Source organism: Variovorax sp. VRV01 (genome assembly GCF_014852545.1).
GTDB classification, from domain to species: domain Bacteria; phylum Pseudomonadota; class Gammaproteobacteria; order Burkholderiales; family Burkholderiaceae_C; genus Variovorax; species Variovorax beijingensis_A.
On the sequence record NZ_JACVBS010000003.1, the window covers coordinates 150,729 to 166,557 of the forward strand.

Genomic DNA, 15,829 nt, shown 5'->3' on the forward strand with positions numbered 1-15,829 from the left:
GTGGCTGCTACGCCCGCGCGTCAGCGCGCGGCGTTGCGGTCGGTAATCATCTTCGGAGTGATAAAGACGAGCATTTCGGTCTTGTTGGCAACGCGTTCGCGCTTGCGGAACAGTGCACCCAGGTAGGGCACTTCACCCAGCACCGGCACGCGCGATTCGTCATTGGTTTCGGTGAGTTCGAAGATACCACCGATGACGACCGTGCCGCCGTTCTCGACCAGCACCTCGGTCTGCACGTGCTTGGTGTTGATGGCCGGGCCGGCCGAGGTGTTGACGCCGCGGGCATCCTTGCTCACGTCGAGCGTGAGGATGATGTTGCCTTCGGGCGTGATCTGCGGCGTGACCTCGAGCTTCAGCACCGCCTTGCGGAACGAAATGGAGGTGGCGCCGCTGGACGTGGCCTGCTGGTAGGGAATTTCCTCGCCCTGCTCGATCAGCGCCTTGGTCTGGTCGGCCGTGATGACGCGGGGGCTCGAGACCAGCTTCCCCTTGCCGTCGGCCTCGAGCGCCGAGATCTCGAGGTTCAGCATGCGCGAAAAGCTCGAGTTGAACAGCGAGATCGCAAAGGTGCCTGCCGCATTGCCGGTGCCGCCGGCATCGCCTGCGGGCAGGTTGATGAAGTTGGAGTTGGTCCAGGTGGTCGTCGCAGTGTTTCCGCTGCCGTTGGTACCTGCGGTGACCGTGGGCATCATGCCCAGGTTGGCGAAGGCCCGGTTCCCCGACGAGGAGGCGAAGCGCTCGCCAGCGATACCGCCGCCGAGCCGCACGCCCAGCGACTTGCCGAAGGTGTCGGAGGCTTCCACGATCCGCGCCTCGATCAGCACCTGGCGAACCGGAATGTCGAGCTTCTGGATCAGGTCGGCCACCTGCGCCAGGCGAGACGGGATGTCCGACACGAACAGCTGGTTGGTGCGCGACTCGGCGATCACGCTGCCGCGCGGGCTCAGGATGCGCGTGGTGGTGCCGGAGCCGCCCCCGCCGCCGGCCGAGGCGCCGGTGCCGGTCAGGCCCTGCGCAATGGCGATCGCCTTGGTGTAGTTGAGCTGGAACGACTGGGTGCGCAGCGGCTCCAGGTTCTCGATGGCGGCCTTGGCTTCGAACTCGAGCTTTTCCTTGGCGTTGATTTCGTCCTTGGGCGCGATCCACAGCACGCTGCCGTTCTTGCGCATGCCCAGGTTCTTCGCCTGCATGATGATGTCCAGGGCCTGGTCCCAGGGCACGTCCTTCAGCCGCAGCGTCAGCGCGCCGGTGACCGAGTCGGAGGTCACGATGTTGAAGTTGGTGAAGTCGGCGATCACCTGCAGCAGCGAGCGGATCTCGATGTTCTGGAAGTTCAGCGAGAGCTTCTCGCCGGTGTAGCCCACGCCCTGCGTCAGCTTGGTCGGGTCCACCTTGCGGGCGCGAACCTCCACCACGAACTGGTTTTCGCTCTGGTAGGCGCTGTGCTCCCAGTCGCCCTTGGCCTCGATCGTCATGCGCACGCGGTCGCCCGACTGCTGCGAGGTGATCAGCTGCACCGGCGTGTTGAAGTCGGCCACGTCGAGGCGGCGGCGCAGCCCCTCGGGCAGGGTCGACTTGGTGAACTCGACCACCAGGTTCTTGCCCTGCTGGCGGACGTCGACGCCCACCTGGTTGTTCGGCAGGTCGACGATCACGCGGCCGGTGTTGTCCGCACCCAGGCGGAAGTCGACGTCGCGCAGCGGCAGGGTGTCGCGGTTGCGGTTCTCGGCAAAGACGGTGGGCGTGGACGACGCCAGCGCGGTGCCGGCCGCGGGCTCGAGAATCACCAGCAGCGACTTGCCCTGGATCTCGGTCTTGTATGCGGTTGCCTGCTTGAGGTTGAGCACCACCCGGCTGCGCTCGCCGGCCTGAACCACATTGACGGAACGCAGGTTGCCCTGGTTCACCTCAATGGCGGAGCGGCCGATGGCGTTGGTGACGCCCGGGAAATCGAGCGCGATGCGCGCCGGCGTCTGCACGGCGAAGCCGGTCGGCAGGGCCGTGAGTGGCTGGGCGAGGTCGATGCGGATCACCTCCGCGCCGGACTGCGTCGAACTGGTCACCGCCTCGATGGCGTTTTGCGCATGGGCCAAAGCGAAAGCGCCAAGTGCCAGCAGACCCAGCCCCGCAGCTCGCAGCCGCTGTGCCATCGTTGATTTTTTATGATTCATTTCGCACTCTCTTGCAGCTGCAATGTCGCCACGCGTTCGATCCATTCACCGGCGGCGTCCTGCACGATCTCACGCAGGGCGATTTCGGTTTCGTTGATACGGGTAATGCGCCCGTAGTTGAGGCCCAGGTACTCGCCCACCCGCACCTTGTAGAGCAGCTTGTCGACGCGAACCAGCGCCACCGGCTGGCCGTTGCGGTTCATGCTGCCCACCATGGCCATCGAGTCGAGCGGGAAGGCTTCGAGCGCCTCCTTGCGGCGCACAAGCTCGGGGGCGATCAGTTCCGACGTGCTGGGCTGGTTCGATTCCCGGCGCAGCGCCTGGGTCAGCTTCAGCAGGTTGAACGGCTCGAACGCCGCGCCCTCGGTGTAGGCCTGGGGGGTGAATTTCTTGGGTTCCGTGATCGGCGGCACCGTGGGCTTGACCTGGGCGCGCTGCTCGACCATCCAGCGGCGCAGGTCTTCCTGCTCCGAGTCGGCGCAGGCGCTCAGGCCCAGGGCGGCCGCAACCAGCCAAAGGAGTTTGGCGGTCGTCCTCATTTCTTCGCCTTCGGCGCCGCGGCGCGTTTCTGGGCCGCTCGCTCTTCGTCATCGAGATAGCGGTAGGTGCGTGCCGTGGCATCCATCGTGAGGGTGCCGTCCTTGTCTTTTTGCTGCGGAGTGATCGTGAGGTTGTTCAGCGTCACGATGCGCGAGAGGCTCGCGATGTCGGCGGCGAAGGAGCCGATGTCGTGGTAGCGGCCGGTCACGCGCACGGCGATCGGCAGTTCCGCGTAGTAGTCCTTCACCGAAACCTGTCCCGGGCGGAACAGCTCGAACTGCAGGCTGCGTCCGAGGCCGGCCTGGTTGATGTCGGACAGCAATGCGTCCATTTCCGCCTTGCTGGGCAGCTGCTTCTCGAGCAGCGTCACGTATTGCTGCACCTGCTCGCGCTGCTTCTTCAGCAGATCGAGGTTGGCGGCCAGCGCCACCTTCTTCTGGTAGTCGGCGCGCAGCGTGACTTCCTTGGCGCGCTCGCTCTCGAGCTCGTCGTTCGAATTGGTGAGCCAGAGGAACCACAGGCCGGCCAGCACCAGCGCGGTCACCGCCAGGCACAGGGCGTAGCGGGGCACCGCCGGCCATGCGGACGGGTCGTTCGGGTTCAGGTTGCGGAACTGGTCGCCGAAGCCGCGCAGCGCCGCGCCGACGTCCATTTTTTGAGAGGGGCGATTGCTTGCCATGATCCGTCTACCCCTTGACTGGCGCCGCTGCAGCCAGCGCCTTGTCGGCGGCGGCCTTCTGCGCGTCGGTCGGCCGCTTGAGGCCGATGCGCATCGTGAAGTTCGCCACGCGGCGCTGGTCGCGCTGACTCAGGCTCACCGTCGCGGAAGTGATTTCGACCAGTTCGGGCTTGACCAGCCACGGACTGTTGTTGCCCAGGTTGCGCAGCAGCTCCGAGACGCGCTCGTTCGACTGTGCCATGCCCTGCAGCGTGACGGTCTGGTTGTCCTGCTTCATGCTGGTCAGGTAGACGCCGTCGGGCAGCTGGCGAACCAGTTCGTTGAGCAGGTGCACCGGCAGGTTGCGGTCGCCCTGGAGGTCTTCGACCGCCTGCTGGCGTGCGCGCAGCGCGGCAATTTCTTCCTGCAGGGTCGAGATTTCCTTGATTTCGACTTCGAGCTTGGTGATCTCGGTCTTCAGGAAATTGTTCTTGGCCTGCTGGGCCGAGATCTGAGCCTCGAACCACAGATAGCCCAGGCCGGCGATCAGCACGCCCAGCAAGGCGGCTGCGCCTAGGGTGCCGTAGAACGCTTCGCGGCGCCGCTTGCGCGCGGCTTCGCGATGCGGAAGCAGGTTGATGAGGATCACTGCACGAACCTCCGCATGGCCAGGCCGCAAGAGGTCAGGTAGGAAGGCGCTTCGCGCCGAACCTTCTTCTCGCGGATGTTCGGACCCAGTTCCATGCCGTCGAACGGGTTCACGAGCGAACACGCGAACGATGTCTGGCGCGTCACGGCGCTGGTGAGGCTGGGCAGCGAGGCCGAGCCGCCTGCAAGCAGCACGTAGTCCACACGGTTGTGGGGCGTGCTGGTGAAAAAGAACTGCAGCGCACGGGCAATTTCCTGCGCGATGCTTTCCACGAAGGGCTTCAGGACGCCCGAGCCGTAGTCGTCGGGCAGGTCGCCGCTGCGTTTCTTGGCTTCGGCCTCTTCGGCCGAGAAACCGTACTGGCGCACGATCAGCTGGGTCAGCTGCGCGCCGCCGAAAGCCTGGTCGCGGTCGTACAGCACTTCCTGGTTGCGCAGCACCTGCATGCTGGTGGTGAAGGCACCCACTTCGAAAAGCGCCACCACGGCATCGAGGCCCTTGCCGGGCAATTGCTCGATCAGGCGGGCGGTCGCGAGCCGGGAGGCATAGGACTCGACGTCGAGGATCACCGCCTTCAGCCCGGCCGCTTCGGCCAGGCCTTCGCGGTCCTGGACCTTTTCCTTGCGGGACGCGGCAATCAGCACCTCGACGTCGCCGGCAGAGGCGGTGCTCTGCCCGGTGACGCAGAAATCGAGGCTGACTTCGTCGAGCGAGAACGGGATGTACTGGTTGGCTTCGGACTCGACCTGGATTTCGAGCTCCTGCTCGCTCATGCCGCCCGGAAGAATGATCTTCTTGGTGATGACCGCCGAAGGAGGCAGCGCCAGCGCGACGTTGCGGGTGCGGGTGCCGCTCTTGCGCACGACGCGGCGGACGGCTTCGGCCACTTCGTCGAACTTCTCGACGTTGCCGTCGGTGATCCAGCCCCGTTCCAGGGGTTCGATCGCGCAGCGCTCGAGAACCAGCTTGCCACTGGCTTCACGGCCGAGCTCGACCAGCTTCACGCTGGAGGAGCTGACATCCAGGCCGAGCATGGGGGCGTTCTGACGGCGAAACAATGATCCGAAAGCAGCCAAGTTAGGTCCCTTTACCCCTGCATTTGTAACCAATGGAAAAATTTGCGTTCGGTTGCATGCTAGCAGCAGGCGTACCGGCGACCAAGCAACCCCCGCCGGCAAAATGGCGGACCGTTGTCAAAAGCTGACGCCGAAGCCACATTTGGTAACTTTTGGTTTAGCCCGCAACGATGCACACAAGTTCGGCCCGTGGCAAGGGGGCGGCTTTTTATAATGTGCGGTGACTCCCCGGGCCCACATGCAAGAAACTTCACGCCCCAAAGGGCCAGCCAAGACCCCTCCTTCCACACGACCAGCCTGGCTGAAATGGCTGCTGCGCTTCATGGTCTGGGGGTTCGGCATCGCCGCGGCCGGTGTTCTGGCGTTGCTGTGCGTGATCGCCGTCGCCCTGGCTGTGGCCTACCCCAACCTTCCCGACATCTCCGAGCTGTCGGACTACCGGCCGAAACTGCCGCTGCGGGTCTTCTCCGCGGAGGGCATCCTGATTGGCGAATTCGGCGAGGAGCGACGCAATCTAACCCCGATCGCGGCAATCCCCAAGCTCGTGAAGGAGGCGGTGTTGGCTGCTGAAGACACGCGCTTCTACGACCATGGCGGCGTCGACTACAAGGGCATGGTGCGCGCCGGGCTGGCCAACATGAACCGCGTGAAGAGCCAGGGCGCGTCGACCATCACGATGCAGGTGGCGCGCAACGTCTACCTGAGCTCCGAGAAAACGCTGACCCGCAAGATCTACGAGGTGCTGCTCACCTTCAAGCTGGAGCACCTGCTCACCAAGGACCAGATCTTCGAGATCTACCTGAACCAGATCTACCTGGGCAACCGCGCCTACGGCTTCGCGGCCGCATCGGAAGCGTATTTCGGCAAGCCGCTGCAGGAGCTCTCCATTGCGCAGGCGGCCATGCTGGCGGGCCTGCCGAAGGCGCCGGGCGCAAACAACCCCGTCAACAACCCGCAGCGCGCGCGTGGCCGCCAGTTCTATGTGATCGACCGCATGCAGGATGCAGGCTTCATCACCGCCGAGCAGGCCGCCGAAGCCAAGAAAGAGGAATTGCACCTGCGCGATGCGGCCGACCCGAACCGGCTGCACGCCGAATACGTGGCCGAAACCGTGCGCCAGCTGATGTATGCGCAGTATGGCGACAGCACCTACACGCGCGGACTCAAGGTCTACACCTCGCTGGTCGCCGCCGACCAGGCTGCGGCATACAAGGCCCTGCGCAAGGGCATCATGGATTACGAGCGGCGCCAGATTTACCGCGGCCCCGAGAAATTCGTCGATTTGCCCAACGACCCGAAGGAGCTCGACGATGCGGTGGACGACGCCCTGACCGACCATCCCGACAACGGCGACGTGATGGCGGCGGTGGTGCTCAAGGCCAATGCCAAGGAAATCTCGGCCGTGCGCGGCAACGGCGACCCGGTGCAGATCACAGGTGAGGGCCTCAAGCCCGCACAGTCCGGCCTTTCCGACAAGGCGCCGCCCAACATCAAGATTCGGCGCGGCGCGGTGATCCGCGTGGTGAAGACGCCCAAGAACACCTGGGAAATCACCCAGCTGCCCGAAGTGGAAGGCGCCTTCGTCGCCATGGATCCGCGCGACGGCGCCATCAAGGCGCTGGTGGGCGGATTCGATTTCGGCAAGAACAAGTTCAACCACGTCACGCAGGCCTGGCGCCAGCCGGGCTCGAGCTTCAAGCCCTTCATCTATTCGGCTGCGCTCGAAAAGGGCTTCACGCCGGCCACGGTCATCAACGACGGGCCCCTGTTCTTCGATGCCGGCACCACCGGCGGCCAGCCCTGGGAGCCCAAGAACTACGGCGGAGGCTACGACGGCCCGATGTCGATGCGCACCGCGCTCATGAAGTCGAAGAACCTGGTCTCGATCCGCATCCTGCAGTCGATCGGCACGCGCTACGCCCAGGAATGGATCACCAATTTCGGCTTCGACAAGGACAAGCACCCGGCCTACCTGCCGATGGCGCTGGGCGCCGGCGCGGTCACCCCGATGCAGATGGCTACCGCCTATTCGGTGTTCGCCAACGGCGGCTACCGCGTCAATCCCTACCTGGTGACCCGCATCACCGACCACAAGGACAAGGTGCTGGTCGACAAGCAGCCGCCGCTGCTCAACGAAACGATCCGCGCCATTCCCCAGCGCAACGCATTCATCATGGACACGCTGCTGCAGTCGGTGGCGCGCGCCGGCACCGCCGCCAAGGCCCAGGCCATGCTCAAGCGGCCCGACCTCTACGGCAAGACCGGCACCACCAACGACTCGCTCGATGCCTGGTTCGCCGGCTTCCAGCCCACGATGACGGCCATTTCCTGGATCGGATATGACACGCCGCGCAACCTGGGCGACCGCGAAACCGGCGGCGGCCTGAGCCTGCCGATCTGGATCAACTACATGGAAACAGCGATCAAGGGCGTGCCCGTGACCGATCTTTCCGCCACGCCGCCGTCCGGCGTCGTGAGTGTGGGCGGCGAGTGGTACTACGACGACTACGCGCCGGGCCGCGGCGTGTCCAGCCTCGGCGTGGACACGCCGTCATCGCCGCCGGCCGAGTCCCTGAGCGGTGTTCCGGTGAGCCCGCCTCCGCCGCCCGAGGAGCGCAATCGCATCCTCGACCTCTTCAGGAACTGAAACTGATGGTTCAGGCAGCCGCAAACTCCAGCGGCTGCCCGGCCTGAAGGCTCGCCTCACGCGAAAGATTTCCGAAGAATTCCTCGCCGGTCTTGGTGTCGACCCAGGCCTTGCCATCGTAGCGGTAGTGGTAGCCGCCGGAGCGCGCGGCAAGCCAGATTTCCTGCAGGGGCTTCTGCAGGTTCACGATCAGCTGGCTGCCGTTCTTGAATGAAATCGTGATCATGCCGCCTACACGCTGGTTGTCGATGTCGGCGTCGGTCGCATCGTTGATGCGATCGCAGCCCAGCTCGATGGCGGCGAGCGCGGCTTCGGCGCGGTCCATGTATTCGGAGTCGGTCATTACAATTTCGTTATGTTGAATGTTCGTCAAATTCTAGTGAGCGCCCCCGCCCGCGCTGTGCTCATGGTCAGTCTTGCCGCGGCGGCGGCCGCTTTGTCTGCCTGCGGCCAGCGCGGGCCGCTGTTCCTGCCGACCGATCCGGCGGCGGCCCAGCGTGCCACCCTGCCTCAGCTGCTGACCCCCGGCGGCCCGCGCGCCGCTTCGGAAGCAGAAGCCGCGCCCAAGCCCGCTGCGGCCAGCAGCGTCCCGGCTCCGGCCACCCCCAGCACCGGAACGCAAAAGTGACGAACGCTTCCTCGACCCTTCCCGGCCATCCGCACATTGCGCATCGCGACGGCGCGCTCCACGTCGAAGGCCTTGGCCTGGACGCGCTGGCCCGCGAGCATGGCACGCCGCTGTTCGTCTATTCGAAGCAGTGGATGCTCGACGCGCTGGCCGCCTACCAGCGCGGCTTCGAGGGCCGCAGGGCCCTGATCTGCTATGCAATGAAGGCGAATTCGTCGCTCGGCGTGCTGCGCGTGTTCGCCGAAGCCGGCTGCGGCTTCGACATCGTCTCGGGCGGAGAGCTGGCGCGCGTGCTTGCCGTGGGCGCCGACCCGGCCAAGATCATCTTCTCGGGTGTGGGCAAGACCCGCGCCGAAATGCGGCAGGCGCTGGCGGCCGACATCGCCTGCTTCAACGTCGAGAGCGAAGCCGAGCTCGACGTGCTCAACGAAGTGGCGCTGGCCGAAGGGCGCCGCGCGCCCATCAGCATCCGCATCAATCCGAACGTCGACCCGAAGACGCATCCCTACATTTCCACCGGCCTCAAGGGCAACAAGTTCGGCATTGCCCATGACCGTGCGGTCGAGGCGTATCGGCATGCCGCCAGGCTGCCGGGACTCGAGGTGGTCGGCATCGACTGCCACATCGGCTCGCAGATCACCGAGGCCTCGCCCTACCTGGACGCCTGCGACCGGGTGCTCGACCTGGTCGAGGCCATCGAGGCGGCCGGGGTGCCCATTCACCACCTCGACTTCGGCGGCGGCCTGGGCATCGACTACAACGGCGAAGTGCCGCCCAAGGCCGATGCGCTGTGGCAGCAGCTGCTCGCACGGCTCGACGCCCGCGGCTTCGGACAGCGCAAGCTCGTCGTCGAGCCGGGCCGTTCGCTGGTCGGCAATGCGGGCGTGTGCGTGACCGAGGTGCTCTACACCAAGCCGGGCGAAGACAAGAATTTCTGCATCGTCGACGCGGCCATGAACGACCTGCCGCGGCCCGCGATGTACCAGGCGTTCCAGAAGATCGTGCCGCTGCGCATCCGCGGCGGCGACGCGCCGGCCTACGACGTGGTCGGCCCGGTCTGCGAAAGCGGCGACTGGATCGGCCGCGACCGCGCGCTCAACGTGGTGGCCGGCGACCTGCTGGCGGTGCTGTCGGCCGGTGCGTACTGCATGAGCATGGCCAGCAACTACAACACGCGCGGCCGGGCCGCCGAAGTGCTGGTGAGCGGCCGGACCGCCACGCTGATCCGCCGCCGCGAGACGATGGAAGACCAGCTGCGCAGCGAGCAGATCGAGGGCTGATCCGCGCGGGATCGGCGTGGTTCGCGCCGGTCAGCCGGTGCTGCTGCGCAGCGCCTTCTCGCTGCTGCTGCCGCCGCGCACGCCGGCCGACGGCTTCGGCCTGCGCTTGCTCGCGTAGTTCCACACGCGCCACCCGAGCAGCGCCGCGATGATCGCGGCGTAGACGAACACCTCGGCAAAGTTGTTCTTGCCCGCACGCATCCAGAAGAAGTGCAACAGGCCCAGGCCGGCAATCAGGTAGACCAGCTTGTGCAGCATCTGCCAGCGCTTGGCCCCCATGGCCTTGATGGCGCGGTTGAACGAGGTGGCCGCCAGCGGCGTCAGCAGCACGAAGGCCGAGAACCCCACCAGGATGAACGGCCGCTTGGCAATGTCCTTGGCGATGTCGGCCCACTCGAAGCCCATGTCGAACCAGCTGTAGCACAGCAGGTGCAGCACCACGTAGAAATACGCGAACAGGCCCAGCATGCGGCGAAAGCGCGCCAGCGCATTGGTCTTGGTCATCACGCGCAGCGGCGTCACCGCGAGCACGATGCAGATGAAGCGCAGGGTCCAGTCGCCGGTGGCGCGGATCAGGAACTCGGCCGGATTCGCGCCCAGCCCGTCGGTGAACGCGCCGTAGGCCAGCCGCGCGAACGGCAGCAGGCACAGCAGGAAGATGGCCGGCTTGGCCGCCGGATGCATGAGCAGCTTGTTCATGGGGCAAGGGCCGCGTGCGGTGCCGGCTCAGTAGTTCTTCTTCAGGTCCATGCCCGCATAGAGCTGGCCGACCTGGGCTTCGTAGCCGTTGAAGATCAGCGTCTTGTTGCGCTTGGCGAAGAGTCCGCCGCCGTCGCCGATGCGCCGCTCGGTGGCCTGGCTCCAGCGCGGATGGTCGACATTCGGATTGACGTTCGAATAGAAGCCGTATTCCTGGGCCGCCGCCTTGTTCCAGGCCGTGCCCGGCTCCTTCTCGACGAAGCGGATCTTGACGATCGACTTGGCCGACTTGAACCCGTACTTCCACGGCACCACGATGCGCACCGGCGCACCATTCTGGTTGGGCAGCACCTCGCCGTACATGCCGAAGGCCAGCAGCGTGAGCGGGTGCATGGCTTCGTCCATGCGGAGCCCCTCGGTGTAGGGCCAGTCGAGCACGCGCGAGCCCACGAAGGGCATGGTCTTGGGATCAGCCAGGGTCACGAACTCCACGTACTTCGCATTGCCCTGCGGCTCGACCCTCTTGATGAGCTCCGCCAGCGAATAGCCCACCCAGGGAATGACCATCGACCAGCCCTCGACGCAGCGCAGGCGGTAGATGCGCTCTTCCTGCGCGCTGAGCTTGAGCAGGTCTTCGATGCCGTACTTGCCGGGCTTCTTGACCAGGCCCTCGACCTCCACGGTCCAGGGACGGGTCTTGAGCGTGCCGGCGTTCTTGACCGGGTCGCCCTTGTCGGTGCCGAACTCGTAGAAGTTGTTGTAGCTCGTCGCGTCCTTGTAGTCGGTGAGCTTTTCCATCGTCTGCGCACCCGGCACGGCGGACTTGGCCCCCGGCAGCAGCGCCAGCTTGTGCGGGCCCGTGGCCTGGGCGAAGGCCTCGCGCCCCGCAAAGCTCGCGAGCGCGGCACCGGCTGCGCCGCCGGCCATCAGCTTGAGCAAGTCGCGCCGGCTCTCGTAGACGGCGCGCGGCGTGATCTCGCTCGAAAGCGGATGGATGAAACCGCTGCTGCGACCCTGCGGACGGGAATGGAACGACATGTGATGGCCTTTCGCGTGAATCGTTGTGCTCAGGGTAGTTCGTGGAATTCCCTGGTCCGGTTACGCGCGATCGCTGCGCGTGGTTTCAATTCTTCGCGAAAAGGCCGGCAGCCCCGCCTACAGCGTGCCGTAGCTGTGCAGTCCGCTGAGGAACATGTTCACGCCAAGGAACGCGAAGGTGGTCACCGCCAGGCCGCCCAGCGCCCACCAGGCGGCCACGGTACCGCGCAAACCCTTGACCAGCCGCATGTGCAGCCAGGCCGCGTAGTTGAGCCAGACGATCAGGGCCCAGGTTTCCTTCGGGTCCCAGCTCCAGTAGCCGCCCCAGGCGTCGGCCGCCCACAGGGCACCGAGCACGGTGGCAATGGTGAAGAATGCGAAGCCGACCGTGATCGACTTGTACATCACGTCGTCGAGCACCTCGTTGGCGGGCAGCCGGGCGGCAATGCGCCGGCGGCCGAGCAGGATGCCCGCAGCAATCAGCGCGGAAATGCCCGCATAGATCACCCAGTAGCTGCCGCCGGCCTCCTGCACGCGCTGGCGGAAGGCCACCGGCACGAAGCACAGCGCCACGCCCAGGAGCCAGATCGGCGTGAGCTTGTACCAGCGCGTTTCCTCAGCCTGCTCCTTGATGAGGTAGGCGAAGGCCACCATGGCAGCGAGCGCGAAGGTGCCGTAGCCAATGAAGTTGGCGGGCACGTGCAGCTTCATCCACCAGCTCTGCAGCGCGGGCACCAGCGGCTGGATCTCGTGCGCATTGCGCACCAGCGTGTACCAGAGCAAAAAGCCGACCGCCGCGCTCACCACCAGCATCACGAAGGCGCCGAGCGTGCGCGTGCCGTAGCGCGATTCGAAGTAGAGATAGAAAGCCGTCGTGAGCCAGCAGAACAGCACGAACACTTCGTACAGGTTGCTGACCGGAATGTGGCCGATATCGGGCCCCAGCAGGTGGCTCTCGTACCAGCGCACCATGGTGCCGATGAGCGCCATGGCAATGGCGGCCCAGGCCAGGCGCGAACCGATCAGCTCGAAGGTGTCGCCCTGCTTGCCGCCGAAGAAACCGAGCCAGTAGAACAGCGTGCTCATGAAGAACAGCACGCTCATCCAGAGAATGGCCGACTGGCTCGACAGGAAGTACTTGAGCCAGAACACCGTGTCCGCGCGGGCCAGGTCGCCCTGGTAGGAACTGATGGCCAGCAGCGAGGCCGCGGCCACCACGATGGCCAGCACCCGCAGCGGACGCCAGAACCAGCCAATCGCAATGACCGAGATCATCGCGGCGGCGAGGATGGGCTTTTCGTAGGAGTCCATCGAGCCCGCATAGCGCGCAAAGGCGAACAGGCCGCCCGCCAGCACCAGCGCCGCAAACACCCAGTCGAAGAGGTTGCGGCGCGAAAACCAGCTTTCGTGCAGCGTGAGGGTGGTGGTATTCATGGTGACGCCGGTCCTTCTGTCTTCAAGGCAAGCAGCTTGTGCTTGAGGTGCTCGAACTCGCGATCGCTGTCGATGGTCTTGCGGTTGACCGAGAAGGCCATCGTGGCGGCCGTGGTGTTGTCTCCGGAGCCCGCGCCATCGGGGGTGAGCCACACCCAGAGCCGGCGCTCGCGCACGTACAGCATGGCAAAAATCCCGACGATCAGCAACAGGCAGCCCAGATAGACCACGTTCTTGCCGGGCGCGCGCGCCACCTGGAACACGCTGGCCTGCACCTGGGTGAAGTCGGTCATCATCATGGCGACCGGCGCCGGATAGAAGTACGCGTCGCTGATGGCCAGCACCGCCTGGGTCAGGAAGGCCTGCGACTTCTCGTCGCTCGGCAACGCCGCGAGCCCTGCGCCTTCGCGGCTCAGGTTGAGCGCCTCGAACAGTACGTCGTTGAGGATGCGCACCAGCACCGCACCGGCACGTTCGCGCTCGGCCTCGGGCACGTTGGCCTCCATGAATTCCGCAATCGCCTGCCAGCCCCCCAGCGTGGTGGCGTCGGCCTTGGCGCGCTCGCTGCCTGCAAACAGGGCGAGCGCGCGCGCCGCCGAAACGCGCAGCTGTTCGGCCATTTCGGGCCGCTTCGGATCGACCGCCTTGGCGATGTAGCGCTCGACCGCGCGGTTGCGGGTGTCGGCGTCGGCCAGCGCGCTGCGCATGCGCACGAAGCCGTCCATGGAGCCTTGCTCGTCGGCCGGCACGCGCAGGTAGCGGAACGGCTCCTCGGGCTTCTCGCGCATGCCGAGCAGGAACACCGGCTGGCCGTCGCCGGTATCGACCGGCACCATGTAGTTCTGGTACTCGCGCGCCTGGCCGGCGGCATCGCGCAGCTTGTAGCCGATGCTCGGGCCGATGTTGCGCAGCACCTTGGGCTTGCTGGTCTTGTTGGCGGCGCCCAGGCGCGATTCGATGTCGTGGCGCAGGTCGACCTTGCGTACGTCGGCGCCGCTGCCCATGGCGCCGCCGTCGGCAAAGTTCTCGACGTTGATCACGCGCAGCGCGGCGTATTCGAGCGTGAGCTTTTCGCGGCCGTTGGTGATTTCGGTGCTCGGCCCGCCGATGACGCCCTCGACCTCGAAGGGCTTGGCCGCAGCCGCCATCGGCACCGCCTTGAGCTTCACCTTGGAGCCGCCGTCGTCGAAGCTCGACTGGTAGATTTCCACGCCCTTGTAGCTGGCCGGATGGTTGACCTCGATGCGCGCGGGCACCTGGGCGCCGGTCTCGCGGTCATGCAGCACCACCTCGCTCGCGAACAGCTTGGGCATGCCGGTCGAGTAGTAGTCGACGATGAATTTCTTGAGCTCGATCGAGAACGGCAGCTCCTGCAGCAGCACGCCGTCGGACTGCTGCAGGATGGCCACGCTGCCCTGCGCGCCCTCGGGCACCAGGATGTTGCCGCGGAAGGTCGGATTGCGCGGCGACAGCCGGTGCTGTGGCGGCACATCGGCGATCATGCCGCCGCCGGTGAACACGCTCTTGCCGTTGAACCAGGTCTGGGCCCGCACCACCAGGTCGCCGTCGAGCAGGCCGCCGATGCACACCAGCACGATCGCGCTGTGGGCGGCGATGTAGCCCAGCTTGTGGGCACCGCCCGCGCGCGCGGCCACCATCCAGCCGGCTTCGGCATGGCCGCCCGCGGCTTCGCGCTGCTGGAGCTTGACCTTCCATCCGCCGCTCACCAGCAACTGGCCGATGCGGTTGGCCGCCGCGGCGGGCGCCTCGTCGAGCCGGCTCTCGGCGCGCTGGCCGAAGGCCTTGAGGCTCTGCGCGCGGATGCCTTCCTTGAAGGTCTTCAGGTCGATGAAGATGCGCGGCGTGTTGCGCGCGATGCACAGCGAGGTGCTGATCACCAGGAACAGCAGGATCAGCAGGAACCACCAGGCGCTGTAGACCGAATCGAGCCTGGCCGCGCGGAACAGCTCGGCCCAGAACGGCCCGAACTGGTTGATGTAGTTGTTGATCGACTCGTGCTGCTTGAGCACGGTGCCGATGATCGATGCGATGCAGATGACGGTGAGCAGCGCAATCGCGAAGCGCATCGACGAAAACAGTTCCACCGCAGCGCGGAGCACTTGCGGGCCGCGATGAACGCGAAGGCCGTGGGTGGAGACAGACATCGGTCGATGGGAAAAAAGAAACAGGGAAAAAGCAAAGGGCGGGCCATCCAGCTGGATCGGCCCGCCCTCTGTTTGGGTTTTTTATCGGCGGTTAGTTCACGCTGAAGCGCGTGGTGTCAGCGCAGGCCGGCGATGTAATCTGCAACAGCCTTGATTTCGCGGTCGTTGAGCTTTGCGGCCACGCCGGTCATGGGAGCGCTGTTCTGGCGCACGTTGTCCCGGAAAGCAACAAGCTGTGCCACCGTGTAGTCGGCATGCTGGCCGCCCAGGCGCGGGTACTGCGCGGGCATGCCGGCGCCGTTCGGGCTGTGGCAGCCGGCGCAGGCCGGGATCTGGCGATCGGAAACGCCGCCGCGGTAGATCTTCTCGCCCAGCGCGACCAGGTCCTTCTCCTTGGAGAAGCCGGTCTTGATCTTCTTGGAGCCCACGAACCAGGCGATGTTGCGCATGTCCTCGTCGGACAGCTTGGCCGCCATGGGCTGCATGATCGCGCTCTTGCGCTTGCCGGACTTGAATTCCTGCAGCTGCTTTAGGATGTATTCGGGGTGCTGCTGCGCCAGCTTGGGGTTGGCCGCAATGGCCGAGTTGCCGTCCGCGTTGTGGCAGGAAGCGCAGGCCTGGGCGGCGGAATTGAACAGCGCGTCGCCCTTGGCGGGATCGGGCTTGGCCGGCTTGGCCGCGACGGGTCCGTCAGCTGGCGCGGCGGCGTGCTCGTCGGCCGCGAGGCTAGCGCTGGCTGCGACGCCCATGAGGGCTGCAAGCAGAAAATTGGCAAACAACTTCATATCGGGGGCTCGATTTATTGGCGCAAAACCGCGCGATTCTACAATGGCAGCCCGTTCCG

14 protein-coding genes are annotated in these 15,829 nt (G+C 65.7%); 3 read left to right on the plus strand and 11 right to left on the minus strand.

Annotated elements, in window-relative coordinates:
• Positions 1 to 20: 20 nt before the first annotated feature.
• From pilQ to IB278_RS07025, 5 genes are read right to left on the minus strand one after another with little or no spacing between them, the layout of a single operon-like run.
• On the minus strand, positions 21 to 2,171 hold the full coding sequence (gene pilQ, locus IB278_RS07005; RefSeq protein ID WP_145741010.1) for a type IV pilus secretin PilQ: 2,151 nt from the start codon (positions 2,169 to 2,171) through the stop codon (positions 21 to 23).
• On the minus strand, positions 2,168 to 2,710 hold the full coding sequence (locus IB278_RS07010) for a pilus assembly protein PilP (protein ID WP_145741008.1): 543 nt from the start codon (positions 2,708 to 2,710) through the stop codon (positions 2,168 to 2,170). Before IB278_RS07010 ends, pilQ begins: the two co-directional genes overlap by 4 nt.
• Positions 2,707 to 3,390, minus strand: a complete 684-nt coding sequence (locus IB278_RS07015) for a type 4a pilus biogenesis protein PilO (protein ID WP_145741006.1) — start codon at positions 3,388 to 3,390, stop codon at positions 2,707 to 2,709. The genes IB278_RS07010 and IB278_RS07015 overlap by 4 nt, the downstream gene beginning before the upstream one ends.
• Before the next feature lie 7 nt (positions 3,391 to 3,397).
• A complete protein-coding gene (locus IB278_RS07020; RefSeq protein WP_145741004.1) occupies positions 3,398 to 4,018 on the minus strand; it encodes a PilN domain-containing protein in 621 nt (206 codons plus the stop codon).
• Positions 4,015 to 5,094 (minus strand): pilus assembly protein PilM, encoded by a 1,080-nt coding sequence (locus IB278_RS07025; RefSeq protein ID WP_012746289.1) that lies wholly within the window; start codon positions 5,092 to 5,094, stop codon positions 4,015 to 4,017. The genes IB278_RS07020 and IB278_RS07025 overlap by 4 nt, the downstream gene beginning before the upstream one ends.
• A 238-nt stretch (positions 5,095 to 5,332) precedes the next feature.
• Between IB278_RS07025 and IB278_RS07030 the strand changes: the two genes are divergently transcribed.
• Positions 5,333 to 7,741: a penicillin-binding protein 1A gene (locus tag IB278_RS07030; RefSeq protein ID WP_186454127.1), complete on the plus strand. Its 2,409-nt coding sequence runs from the start codon at positions 5,333 to 5,335 to the stop codon at positions 7,739 to 7,741.
• Positions 7,742 to 7,751: 10 nt separating this feature from the next.
• On the opposite strand, the gene cyaY is transcribed toward IB278_RS07030, so the two are convergent.
• Positions 7,752 to 8,084, minus strand: coding sequence for an iron donor protein CyaY (gene cyaY, locus IB278_RS07035; protein WP_145740999.1), 333 nt, complete (start codon positions 8,082 to 8,084; stop codon positions 7,752 to 7,754).
• A gap of 63 nt (positions 8,085 to 8,147) precedes the next feature.
• On the opposite strand from cyaY, the gene lptM reads away from it, so the two are divergent.
• Together lptM and lysA are read left to right on the plus strand one after the other, a co-directional pair.
• Positions 8,148 to 8,369, plus strand: coding sequence for an LPS translocon maturation chaperone LptM (gene lptM / locus IB278_RS07040; RefSeq protein WP_225612782.1), 222 nt, complete (start codon positions 8,148 to 8,150; stop codon positions 8,367 to 8,369).
• On the plus strand, positions 8,366 to 9,649 hold the full coding sequence (lysA, locus tag IB278_RS07045; RefSeq protein WP_192323049.1) for a diaminopimelate decarboxylase: 1,284 nt from the start codon (positions 8,366 to 8,368) through the stop codon (positions 9,647 to 9,649). Before lptM ends, lysA begins: the two co-directional genes overlap by 4 nt.
• Positions 9,650 to 9,679: 30 nt before the next feature.
• Here lysA and IB278_RS07050 read toward each other — a convergent pair whose 3' ends face one another.
• The 5 genes from IB278_RS07050 to IB278_RS07070 form a co-directional block, all read right to left on the minus strand.
• Positions 9,680 to 10,348, minus strand: a complete 669-nt coding sequence (locus tag IB278_RS07050; protein ID WP_192323050.1) for a sulfite oxidase heme-binding subunit YedZ — start codon at positions 10,346 to 10,348, stop codon at positions 9,680 to 9,682.
• A gap of 27 nt (positions 10,349 to 10,375) precedes the next feature.
• Positions 10,376 to 11,386, minus strand: a complete 1,011-nt coding sequence (msrP, locus tag IB278_RS07055) for a protein-methionine-sulfoxide reductase catalytic subunit MsrP (RefSeq protein WP_145740993.1) — start codon at positions 11,384 to 11,386, stop codon at positions 10,376 to 10,378.
• A 117-nt stretch (positions 11,387 to 11,503) separates the two neighbouring features.
• Positions 11,504 to 12,820 (minus strand): c-type cytochrome biogenesis protein CcsB, encoded by a 1,317-nt coding sequence (ccsB, locus tag IB278_RS07060; RefSeq protein ID WP_145740991.1) that lies wholly within the window; start codon positions 12,818 to 12,820, stop codon positions 11,504 to 11,506.
• Complete coding sequence (locus IB278_RS07065; protein ID WP_145740989.1) at positions 12,817 to 14,985, minus strand: cytochrome c biogenesis protein ResB; 2,169 nt, start codon at positions 14,983 to 14,985, stop codon at positions 12,817 to 12,819. The genes ccsB and IB278_RS07065 overlap by 4 nt, the downstream gene beginning before the upstream one ends.
• A 116-nt stretch (positions 14,986 to 15,101) precedes the next feature.
• On the minus strand, positions 15,102 to 15,770 hold the full coding sequence (locus tag IB278_RS07070; RefSeq protein WP_145740987.1) for a c-type cytochrome: 669 nt from the start codon (positions 15,768 to 15,770) through the stop codon (positions 15,102 to 15,104).
• Positions 15,771 to 15,829: the final 59 nt, after the last annotated feature.

Excerpts from the sequence above, each read along its gene's own strand:
- pilQ (WP_145741010.1), bottom strand. The coding sequence starts at position 2,171 with ATGAATCATAAAAAATCAACGATGGCACAGCGGCTGCGAGCTGCGGGG.
- IB278_RS07010 (WP_145741008.1), bottom strand. The coding sequence starts at position 2,710 with ATGAGGACGACCGCCAAACTCCTTTGGCTGGTTGCGGCCGCCCTGGGC.
- IB278_RS07015 (WP_145741006.1), bottom strand. The coding sequence starts at position 3,390 with ATGGCAAGCAATCGCCCCTCTCAAAAAATGGACGTCGGCGCGGCGCTG.
- IB278_RS07030 (WP_186454127.1), top strand. The coding sequence starts at position 5,333 with ATGCAAGAAACTTCACGCCCCAAAGGGCCAGCCAAGACCCCTCCTTCC.
- cyaY (WP_145740999.1), bottom strand. The coding sequence starts at position 8,084 with ATGACCGACTCCGAATACATGGACCGCGCCGAAGCCGCGCTCGCCGCC.
- lptM (WP_225612782.1), top strand. The coding sequence starts at position 8,148 with ATGGTCAGTCTTGCCGCGGCGGCGGCCGCTTTGTCTGCCTGCGGCCAG.
- IB278_RS07050 (WP_192323050.1), bottom strand. The coding sequence starts at position 10,348 with ATGAACAAGCTGCTCATGCATCCGGCGGCCAAGCCGGCCATCTTCCTG.
- msrP (WP_145740993.1), bottom strand. The coding sequence starts at position 11,386 with ATGTCGTTCCATTCCCGTCCGCAGGGTCGCAGCAGCGGTTTCATCCAT.
- ccsB (WP_145740991.1), bottom strand. The coding sequence starts at position 12,820 with ATGAATACCACCACCCTCACGCTGCACGAAAGCTGGTTTTCGCGCCGC.
- IB278_RS07065 (WP_145740989.1), bottom strand. The coding sequence starts at position 14,985 with ATGTCTGTCTCCACCCACGGCCTTCGCGTTCATCGCGGCCCGCAAGTG.
- IB278_RS07070 (WP_145740987.1), bottom strand. The coding sequence starts at position 15,770 with ATGAAGTTGTTTGCCAATTTTCTGCTTGCAGCCCTCATGGGCGTCGCA.